The organism is Nonomuraea sp. NPDC049784 (genome assembly GCF_040659615.1).
GTDB lineage: Bacteria > Actinomycetota > Actinomycetes > Streptosporangiales > Streptosporangiaceae > Nonomuraea.
The window spans coordinates 1-9,130 of the sequence record NZ_JBFAMX010000416.1 but is presented as its reverse complement, the minus strand read 5'-3'; the positions used below and the strand labels follow the sequence as shown (position 1 = coordinate 9,130).

Annotated in this window: 13 protein-coding genes and 2 pseudogenes; 5 read left to right on the top strand and 10 right to left on the bottom strand. The window is 66.7% G+C overall.

The features are described 5' to 3' along the window. A partial coding sequence (locus tag AB0J09_RS45735) for an ATP-binding cassette domain-containing protein (protein ID WP_360705929.1) occupies positions 1-477 on the bottom strand: 477 nt, incomplete at its 3' end. Then, positions 464-1,117, bottom strand: coding sequence for an ABC transporter permease (locus AB0J09_RS45730; RefSeq protein ID WP_360705927.1), 654 nt, complete (start codon positions 1,115-1,117; stop codon positions 464-466). The genes AB0J09_RS45735 and AB0J09_RS45730, both read right to left, overlap by 14 nt. 123 nt (positions 1,118-1,240) lie before the next feature. On the opposite strand from AB0J09_RS45730, the gene AB0J09_RS45725 reads away from it, so the two are divergent. Together AB0J09_RS45725 and AB0J09_RS45720 are read left to right on the top strand one after the other, a co-directional pair. Beyond that, the gene (locus AB0J09_RS45725; RefSeq protein ID WP_360705924.1) at positions 1,241-2,056 is read left to right on the top strand and encodes an IclR family transcriptional regulator; all 816 of its coding nucleotides are present in this window, start codon (positions 1,241-1,243) and stop codon (positions 2,054-2,056) included. A 72-nt stretch (positions 2,057-2,128) separates the two neighbouring features. Then, positions 2,129-2,305 (top strand): hypothetical protein, encoded by a 177-nt coding sequence (locus AB0J09_RS45720; protein WP_360705921.1) that lies wholly within the window; start codon positions 2,129-2,131, stop codon positions 2,303-2,305. Between the two features lie 261 nt (positions 2,306-2,566). Here AB0J09_RS45720 and AB0J09_RS45715 read toward each other — a convergent pair whose 3' ends face one another. Further along, positions 2,567-3,532, bottom strand: a complete 966-nt coding sequence (locus AB0J09_RS45715) for a Gfo/Idh/MocA family oxidoreductase (RefSeq protein ID WP_360705918.1) — start codon at positions 3,530-3,532, stop codon at positions 2,567-2,569. A 156-nt stretch (positions 3,533-3,688) separates the two neighbouring features. On the opposite strand from AB0J09_RS45715, the gene AB0J09_RS45710 reads away from it, so the two are divergent. Next, entirely contained in the window at positions 3,689-3,886 is a 198-nt protein-coding gene (locus AB0J09_RS45710) for a hypothetical protein (protein ID WP_360705915.1), read from the top strand. 18 nt (positions 3,887-3,904) lie between these two features. On the opposite strand, the gene AB0J09_RS45705 is transcribed toward AB0J09_RS45710, so the two are convergent. Next, positions 3,905-4,303 (bottom strand): substrate-binding domain-containing protein, encoded by a 399-nt coding sequence (locus AB0J09_RS45705; RefSeq protein ID WP_360705913.1) that lies wholly within the window; start codon positions 4,301-4,303, stop codon positions 3,905-3,907. A gap of 24 nt (positions 4,304-4,327) precedes the next feature. On the opposite strand from AB0J09_RS45705, the gene AB0J09_RS45700 reads away from it, so the two are divergent. Further along, entirely contained in the window at positions 4,328-4,534 is a 207-nt protein-coding gene (locus AB0J09_RS45700) for a hypothetical protein (RefSeq protein ID WP_360705910.1), read from the top strand. 127 nt (positions 4,535-4,661) lie between these two features. Here the strand turns inward: AB0J09_RS45700 and AB0J09_RS45695 are convergent, their stop codons facing one another. Beyond that, entirely contained in the window at positions 4,662-5,021 is a 360-nt protein-coding gene (locus AB0J09_RS45695; RefSeq protein WP_358447103.1) for a MerR family transcriptional regulator, read from the bottom strand. Between the two features lie 64 nt (positions 5,022-5,085). On the opposite strand from AB0J09_RS45695, the gene AB0J09_RS45690 reads away from it, so the two are divergent. After that, a complete protein-coding gene (locus AB0J09_RS45690) occupies positions 5,086-5,415 on the top strand; it encodes a putative quinol monooxygenase (RefSeq protein ID WP_360705907.1) in 330 nt (109 codons plus the stop codon). A 37-nt stretch (positions 5,416-5,452) separates the two neighbouring features. Here the strand turns inward: AB0J09_RS45690 and AB0J09_RS45685 are convergent. The 5 genes and pseudogenes from AB0J09_RS45685 to AB0J09_RS45665 form a co-directional block, all read right to left on the bottom strand. Continuing rightward, positions 5,453-6,243: pseudogene (locus AB0J09_RS45685) on the bottom strand (IS5 family transposase). An 84-nt stretch (positions 6,244-6,327) separates the two neighbouring features. After that, positions 6,328-6,834, bottom strand: coding sequence for a RidA family protein (locus AB0J09_RS45680; protein WP_360705905.1), 507 nt, complete (start codon positions 6,832-6,834; stop codon positions 6,328-6,330). Then, a pseudogene (locus AB0J09_RS45675) lies at positions 6,831-7,978 on the bottom strand (aminotransferase class I/II-fold pyridoxal phosphate-dependent enzyme). Before AB0J09_RS45675 ends, AB0J09_RS45680 begins: the two are co-directional and overlap by 4 nt. A 14-nt stretch (positions 7,979-7,992) precedes the next feature. After that, positions 7,993-8,478 (bottom strand): hypothetical protein, encoded by a 486-nt coding sequence (locus tag AB0J09_RS45670; RefSeq protein ID WP_360705902.1) that lies wholly within the window; start codon positions 8,476-8,478, stop codon positions 7,993-7,995. Positions 8,479-8,848: 370 nt separating this feature from the next. Next, positions 8,849-9,130, bottom strand: a 282-nt coding sequence (locus AB0J09_RS45665) for a DoxX family protein (RefSeq protein WP_360705899.1), incomplete at its 5' end; no start/stop codon positions are given.

The following is a 9,130-nucleotide window of genomic DNA, read 5'->3' as shown; positions in this document are numbered from 1 at the left end:
CCGGGCGACGCCCACGCGCTGCTGCTGGCCGCCGGAGAGCTGGCGCGGGTACCGGTCGTGGAAGGCCGACGGCTCCAGGCTCACCAGCGCCAGCAGCTCCTCGACCCGCTCAGCGATCTTTGCCCGCGGCCAGCCGAGCAGTTTGGGGACCATGCCGATGTTCTGGGCGATGGTCAGGTGCGGGAACAGCCCCACCTGCTGGATGGCGTACCCGACGTGCCTGCGCAGCTCGTCCGGGTCCAGGGTCAGCGCGTCCTCGCCGCCGATGCGGATCTCGCCCGAGGTGGGCTCGACCAGACGATTGATCATTTTCATGGTGGTCGTCTTGCCGCAGCCCGACGGCCCGACGAAGACGACGAGCTCCCCGGCGGGGATGTCCATGCTGACGTGGTCGACCGCTGGGGCCGGCTGGCCCGGATAGTGCTTGGTCAGCGAGCGCAGCTCGATGCGTACGCCCTCGGATTCACGGTCGAACACGAAGCCCCCTCGGGGTGGTCAGCTGGTGGACGGCGAAGAAGAACAGGTCGAACAGGACGGCGATGATCACGATGCCGAGCGTTCCCGCGAGGGTGGCGTTGAGTGAGTTCACCGATCCGAGCCGGGACAGTCCCTCGAAGATCTGCGTGCCCAGGCCGGGCCCGTCGACGAAGGCGGCGACGGCGGCGATCCCGATCATCATCTGCGCCGATATGCGTATCCCGGCCAGGATCAGCGGCCAGGCCAGCGGCAACTGCACCCGCAGCAGCAGCCGCGGACGGCTCAGGCCCATCCCGCGGCCGGCCTCGACGGTGGCCGCGTCCAGGCCGCGCAGCCCGGTGACCGTGTTGCGGATGATCGGCAGGAAGGCGTACGCGGTGAGGGCGACCAGCGTGGATCCCCAACCGAGCCCGGTGATGGGGATGAGCAGGGTGAGCAATGCGAGCGAGGGGACCGTCAGGATCGCCGCGGAGATCGTGATCGAGCCGCTCCGCGCTCTCGGGGAGTCGTAGGTGAGCAGTCCGATGCCGACCCCGACGACGGTGGCGACGGCGATGGCGATCATCACGACCAGGGCGTGCTCGGCGGCTGCCAGCGAGAGGGTGTCCCAGCGTGAGGCCACGTACTCGCTGAAATTCATGGTGCTACCGCCTTCGCTACGCTTGCATGAGTACGCCAACGTACGCTAACTGTTGCGGTCAGTGCAAAATAAGGTGCAGTCAGTGCAACGGTAGTGCAATACTTCTGTCACGAACGGATGGGGATGAGCGAGAAGCCGCCAGTGTCGTCGGCCGGGTTGCGCCGGGACATGGAAATCCTCGATGTGCTCGCTGGTCACGGCGATGGCCGGGATGCTGACGGGTTCGGGGTCAGCTGGATCGCGCAACGGCTGGGCAGGGAGAAGAGTCAGGTCTCCCGAGCTCTGCGCGCACTCGAACTCGAGGGCATGGTGGAACGAGATCCGCTTACCCGGCGCTACCACCTCGGATGGCGGTTGTTCGCGCTCGCCGCCAGGACCCAGCAGTCCCGGCTCGTCCAAGTGGCCGCGCCCTTCCTGCGACGCCTGGCCGCCGCCTTCGACGATGACGCCTATCTCTGCGTGCTGCGCGGCAACAGGGTGCTGACGCTGATGTCGGTGCCGTCATCGCGGGCTTACCAACGGGTCTGGGAGGGGGTCTCGGTGCCGGTGATCATGGCGGCCGCGGGACGATCGCTGCTCGCCGAGTGGGATGACCGTCAGGTCCTGGCGCTCCTGCGGGCCACCCTGCCCTCCGGGCTGGACACCGCGGTCGGCAGCGAGGAGAAGTGGCTGGCCGATCTCGCCCATGTGCGTTCGGCCGGTTACGCGATCTCGGACGTCGAGCTGGACGACAGTACCGCCGGGGTGTCGGCGCCCGTGCGGGACCACCGGGGACTGATCACGGCGGCGATCAGCGTGTCCGTCACGCGTGCGGCCTCGTCGGACCGCCTGCACGAGATGGGCGGCGCCGTGCTGAAGGCCGCACGCGAGCTCTCCGTTGCACTGGGCCTGCCGCCCACGGGACAGCTGGCGACAGTCGAGAGCGACGAGAGCCCGTAGTCCCCACCACTCGGTCCAGGCGATCCGCCGGGAATCAGCCCGCCGTCCCCCACGGGGGCGCCGTGGGGGACGATGCTGTACGCCGTGCCCGCGGGCAGGCTGAGCTCGATCGCGCCATCCCGTACGGGCGCCTTCGCCGCCACCAGGGTCAGCCCGTCGAGCCCGATGCCGTACACGTCTGCCTGTCGCACCTGCCTCCAGTCGGCGGGCAGCTTCCAGGCGCGTGCCTCGTACCCGTTGCGGCTGTAGGCGATGATCTCCCTGGACCCGCGCCACAGCGCGGGCACGAACACGTCCGAGCCGTCGCGCAGGGCGTTCTTCAAGTTGGCGCCACGCGTCCCGCGGCACGCCCCCGCTCACCAGGACGTGGACAATGGCCGCGTACACCGCTTCATCTGGCGTGTTCTGCATCCCGCCGCCCTGCGGAACCCGTGCCGGCCGCAACAACGGCCGGCAACCACCAGGACAATCGACCCGGACGAGTGCGGTCCGAGGGCATCTGCGTTGTCCTCAGCGGGGCGACAATCCGGCCGCGCGGTAGATGGCGTCGATGACCGACATGTTCGCGACGGAGTCGGCGGGCGGGGTGAGGTTGCCCATGCCGGTGCGCACCGCCGACTCGAAGGCACGCAGCTGGCAGGTGTAGGTGGCCTCGCCGGGGACCTTCTCGCGCCGGCTCACGCCGTCCACCGTGTACGCCAGCCGGTGGAAGAACTGCGGGGCGACGAAGTTGCTCACCCGCATCTCGCCGCGCGTGCCGCGCACCCGTACGCCGATCTTGAGCAGCATCCCCGACCACATCGACGAGTGCACCCGCCCGGAGGCCCCCGAGGGGAAGCGCAGGGCGGCGCTCATGGCGCGGTCGACGCCCGGCGAGCGCTCCAGCGCCCGGGCCTCGACGACCGCCGGCTCGCCACCGCCCAGCAGCCTGGCCACATGCACGGCGTACGACCCGGCGTCCATCATCGACCCGCCCGCCAGCTCCAGCGAGTAGCGGATGTCGGAGAAGCGCGGCAGCGGGAAGCACATCCACGCCTCGACCAGGCGTAGCTCGCCCAGCTCCGCCACGATCTCCCGCATGCGCTCGGCCAGCGGGTGGTAGCGGTAGTGGAACGCCTCCATCACCACCGTGCCGCTCTTCTCCGCGGCCTCGGCCACCTCGCGCGCCTCGGCCTCGTTCGAGGTGAACGGCTTCTCGCACAGCACGTGCTTGCCCGCCTCCAGCGCCCGGATCGTCCAGGGGGCGTGCAGGGCGTTGGGCAGGGGGTTGTAGATCGCGTCGAGCGCCGGGTCGGCGATCAGTTCGTCATAGGAGGCGTGGACCCTGGGGATGCCGTGCTTGGCGGCGAACGCCTCGGCCCTCGACCGGTCGCGGGCGGCAACGGCGGCGACCTCGATCCCCGGCACGAGGCGGCCGGGATTGACCAGGGCGGCCGGCGCGATCCGCGCGGCCCCCAGAACTCCGATGCGCAGCATAGGCCGATCGTAGGTCCTCATCCACGGTCGTGATCGTGCTGCCGGAAGCCGCGCAAACGTCGGACGTGTCAGCTTGGACCGGCCGTGTCATGCTGAAGGTCGCATCGCAGCGTGCCGAGACCGCCCGCCTGGCCCGGGCAAGAAACGAGATCAGCAGTGAAATCATGGATCCCCCTCGTCATCGGCGTCCTCCTGGCGGCGGTCGGCATTCTGTGGACGCTTCAAGGGCTGGGCGTCGTCGGCGGCAGCGTGATGAGCGGCAACACCACCTGGGCCGTCATCGGCCCCATCGTCCTCGTCGTCGGGCTGGTCCTCGCGGTGATTGGACTACGCCGGCTACGAGCCCGGCCCTAGACAGGCGAGGAGGTCGAACTAGGCGCTCGTTGACGCCCTGACCATGAGCTCCGGCTGGAAGACGATCTCCTGATGCCAATGGCCCGCGTCGCCGCGGGCGTCGGTGAGAAGCAGCTCGGCGGCCGCCTGGCCGAGCTGGTGCTTCGGCTGGCGGACCGCGGTGAGCGACGGCGACAGCAGCGCCGCGAACTCCACGTCGTCGTAGCCCATGACCGCCATGTCGTGCGGGACGGTGATGCCACGCCGCTCCAGCCCGCCCAGCGCCACCGTGTCGTTGACGCAGAACAGCGCCGTCGGCCCCTTGCGCAGGGACAGCCGCTCCAGCGCGGCCTCGCCCTCGCTCGGGGTGAGGGCGGGCAGGGTGAGCTCTATGATCACCTCGTCCGGGTCGAGCCCGGCGGTGCGCACCACCTTCACCTGGTCAAGGACGGCAAGGCAGACGTGGTGGCGTTCTACGTGAACACCCAGAAGTTCGCCGGCTTCGAGGTGCGCGGGCCGCAGGTGCCCGGCGGCCTGGCGGTCTTCGGCGTCAAGCAGGGCGTGACCATCCCCGACGGCGGCCGGTTCGCGCTGTCGTCGACTTTGCCGAACGATGTTGGTGTTCAGATCGTGCTGAACTGGGGAATCACGTCGCTCGCATGTGTGTGATGTGAGAGCCGCGACTTAGAACTCCTAACAGAATGATCTTGGGGTGGTATTGATCGTCTGTTCTGTAGGTTGATCACCGGTGTTTGGCGCAGGCTCGGTCACGGCTTCCCGACGCGTGACGGCCGGTTTAGACGTGGGTGAGTGCTCGGGCGGAGGCTTCGAGGATGTCGCCCAGAGCGGTGCGGGCTCGGGTGAGGTCGGCTATGCGGGAGTCCAGCTCGACGTACTGGGTTCTGAGGTGGTCGAGAACGCAGGCCTGGAGCTCGGTGCCGTCGCCGACGAAGCAGGGCATGAGCTCGCGGATGACCTTGGTAGGGAGCCCGGCGGCGAGCAGGGTGCGGATGCGCGCGACGGTGGCGGGGGCCTCGGGCCCGTAATGACGGTGGCCGCCTTCGCTGCGGTGGGAGGTGAGCAGTCCCTGGGCCTCGTAGTAGCGGAGGAGACGTACGGCCACGCCTGTTTCGCGGGACAGCTCCCCGATCTTCATGTGACCCACCTCATAGGGCAGCGGCTTGAATCTGACACCTGTGTCACATCCTAACGTTGATCCCATGACGACGACTTCAACTGCACCAGCGCCCGTTTCGCTCTACGGCTTCCTGACCCCCAAGCCCGGACACGCCAACGAGCTCAGGAAGCTCCTGATGGACCTCGTCGAGCCGTCTCGAGAGCACGAGGGCAACCTTCAATACCACCTCCACGAACAGGAGGACGGCCGATTCTTCCTCTACGAGGTCTGGCGTTCACAGGAGGACCTCGACCGGCACAACGCGACCCCACTGCTGCGCACCTTCATGGACGAACTGCCCGAGCACATCGAAGGAGCGCCCGAGGCATACTTCGGCGCGATGAGGAGTCCCTATCCGACCATCGGGGCCTGACCAGGCTCGCAGCAGACTCGAAAGGTTCCTGACGGAGTCAGAGTTTGGCCAGTCGACGCCAGCAGATGATGCCGCAGGCCAGGCTGAGGAAGGCTTCGTGGATGTCGTCGCGGATCTCCCAGCGGATGCGCAGCCGGCGGAATCAGTGCAACAGCGCGAAGCCTTGCTCGACCACCCACCGATGCACGCCCAGTCCCGAACCGTGCTTGATGCCACGCCGAGCGATGACCGGAGTGATCCCGGCAGCTCGGACCTGCTTGCGGTACTTGTCGTGGTCATAGCCGCGGTCGGCGTAGATCGCATCCGGCCGCCGGCGTGGTCGTCCTCGCCGGCCGCGTACCGGCGGGATGGCCTCGATCAGAGGCATGAGCTGGGTGACGTCGTTACGGTTCCCGCCGGTCAGCGACACCGCCAGCGGAATACCGTGCCCGTCGGTGATCAGATGGTGTTTCGAGCCTGTTCGGGCACGGTCGACCGGGTTCGGACCAGTTTTGGGCCGCCTTTGAGGGCGCGTATGTGCGAGCCGTCGATCACCGCCTTGGACCAGTCCAGCGCGCCAGCGGCGTGCAATTCGGCCAGCAATGACTCGTGCAGACGCTGCCAGACTCCCGCCTGGTGCCAGTCGCGCAGGCACCGCCAGCAGGTCATGCCGGAGCCGAAGCCCAGCTCCTGGGGCAAGAACTCCCACGCGATGCCGGTGTAGAGCACGAACAGGATGCCCGACAGGACCTTCCGGTCATCCAGACGCTTGCGGCCGGGGTGATCGGCGCGGCGTAGCACGACCGGCAACAACGGCTCGATCCGCGCCCACAGTGCGTCGGGCACAATCCACGGTGGCTGCTCGCCCTTCCTCACGCCCTGATCAACCCACAGACGATCAGCGCGATTCCTAGATCATTCTGTTAGGAGTTCTTAAGGGGGTCGGGGCTTGGCTTGCATGCGCGCCAGGGCAATAATCTCCAATTCGACGGCGACGCCAAAAGGCAGAGACGCAACACCGACCGTCGTACGCGCATGTCGACCGTCATCACCGAACACTTCGATCAGCAACCTAGAGGCTGCGTCGGTAATCGCAGGAAGAGGCTCAAATCCAGGAATGCAATGGACATATCCATTGACTTTCACGATCTCTTGAACGGCTTCGAGATCACCCAAGGCTCGATCGAGGGAGACCAGGCAGCCAAGAACAGCCATGCGGGCCGCCTGCTGTGCTGTCATCAGATCGATGTCGGCCCCCACTTGACCCTGATACTGGAAACGCTCGTCATCAAAAGGGGCGTGCCCGGACACGCACACCAACCAGCCAATCTTTTTTACGGCCAGAAATTCGTGTGTAGGCGCCGGTTGCGGCCATGCCAAGCCAAAAGCCGACGCGGCGGCAACGGTTCGGGCCAGACGGGAGTCAGGGGCGAAACTCACGGCTTGCCGTCACCACCTGCAGATTTGATCATCGTGAGGGCCTGGTCAAGGTCGGCGATCAGATCGGCAGGATGTTCCAGGCCGATTGACAGGCGGAGCAAATTCTGAGGCAGGCCTGTATCTTGGCCGTGAGTAGGGGCACTGGCTTGGTGTTGAATGAGGCTCTCGGGCGCCCCGAGGCTTGTTGCCCGGGTGAACACATGCACGTTAGCTGCCACAGTCACGGCCGCTTTTCGTCCGCCGCTGACTTCAAAACTAACAATGCTACCGAAGCCGTCCAAGATACGTTTGGCGAGTTGATGCTGCGGATGACAGTTCAACCCCGGGTAGTGTACGGCAGTCACCGCCGGATGGACCTGCAAATACTCTGCAACGGCCTGAGCCGTAGCGGTTTGAGCACGAACCCGCAGTGGCAGCGTCTTCAGTCCACGACGGGTCAACCAGCAATCCAGTGGGCTCGGCACCGCGCCTTCCACCCATTGCAGGCTACGCAGAAATTCAAGCCGTGCTGGATCGGCCGCAATGACCACGCCGCCGAGGACGTCGGCATGTCCCGACAGATACTTCGTCGTCGCATGCACCACGTAGTCCACCCCGTACTTCAGGGCTGCTGGAAGATCGGTGTCACGAATGTATTGTCGACGGCACACGCCGCCCCGTGATCATGTGCAAGAGAGGCGATCGCCTCCAAGTCGGTGACCTTCAGCAACGGATTGGACAACCCTTCCGTCCAGACGAGGCGCGTCCTCGGTCGCAGTGCCGCTCGAACTGCATCCAGGTCGGTCATGTCGACGGCGCTGTACTGGACACCCCAGCGCGCGAGGCTTCGGTCGAGCAGGCGAACCGTGCCCTGGAACACGTCATCAGGGATGAGGATGTGATCACCGGCGGCCACGGTACCGAGCACAGCCGCGATGGCGGCAGACCCGGTGGCGTACGCAACAGCATCCGCTCCACCTTCGATCGCGGCCAGCGCTTTCTCCAGGCTCGTACGATTCGGGTTGCCTGCGCTGCTGTAGTGGTAGCCGCGCTGGTGGCCGCCATCAGGATCTCGCTCGAAGGTCACCGACAAGGTGATCGGCTCCACCACCGCGCCCGTCTGAGAGTCGGGAGCGAGGCCGGCGTGCACCGCCAATGTCTCCATTCGTAAGCTTCGCGTCATACCGACTCCACGATGGTTACCAGCCCGCCTCTGTGGCGGGCGCGCAGTGATGGCATTGTGTTCACCCCTCCTGACGAGGCAGGTTGCCGCTCGCGACGGCGGCCGCCTCGACGTTCTTGTTCCTCCCGGTTGAACCGGCACGGCTGCTTGTCGAGGCCGCCCTCGACGTTGATCGTGGAAAGCACCACCACCCAGCTGAAGCGATCTGGCGGGGCGTTGCCTGGCGGAGGTTCGGTCATGGAGGTCTCTTTCCTGTACGTGTTCGCCCCTGAGAGCCGTGGAGGCGTGCCTAATGTGACGTCCACTTCGAAAATGTGATCAGGATCTCGGCCCGGCTGCGTGATGTACCGGGAGAAGATGTCGATCATCACGTACAGGTCGTAGAACTGCCGCTCTGCCGGGCCGGGCAGCTTCGTGTAGGGGTCGGACCAGATCTCGCTGGAGGCGCGGGTGGCCAGGTAGGGCTTCTTTGCGGGCCTCATGGCGGGTCCGGGCCCGGCGCTCGCGGACCTGGGCGCGCTCGCGCAGCAGCCTCGCGCGAGCGCGGCCCGAGCCCGAGCAGGGGCAGACGCTCGGTGCAGGCCACATGCAGCCACCGCCGCCCGCTGCCGATCCGAGTGGTGGTCTCATTGGCGTGCAGGACATGCCCGAGCGTCAACAGGGCGCGGATCAGGTCGAGACCTGGACTCCAAGATCATCCCACGGGCAGAGAACGCTCACGCGAGTCATCTCAGGTCCGAGATGTGACCTCATTACGTCCACGCCGTTGGTGCGGCGCTGCACGCCTGTAGGGGCTAGGTCGTGAAACCCGACGGCCTGGTTAGCTCTTCCCAGGCGCCGGGTGGGTGACGATCAGCGCGTCATGTTCAGCACGAGAGCCGGGTCGAGTGCCAGGGTGGCGACCGCCAGTCCGAGGAACACGATGGCCAGGTAGAACTGCGGGGAGAAGTCGCTGACGCGCAGGTGGGTGTAGAGGGCGCAGACGAAGTACAGGACCAGTCCCGCGGCGGCGGCCGTGCCGATGAGCGGGACGCCCAGCAGGCCGAGTGCGAGCCCGAGCGCGCCCAGGGCCTTGAGGGCGCCGATCGGCCAGACCAGCCATGATTCCGGCACGCCGGCCCGGTGCAGCGACGG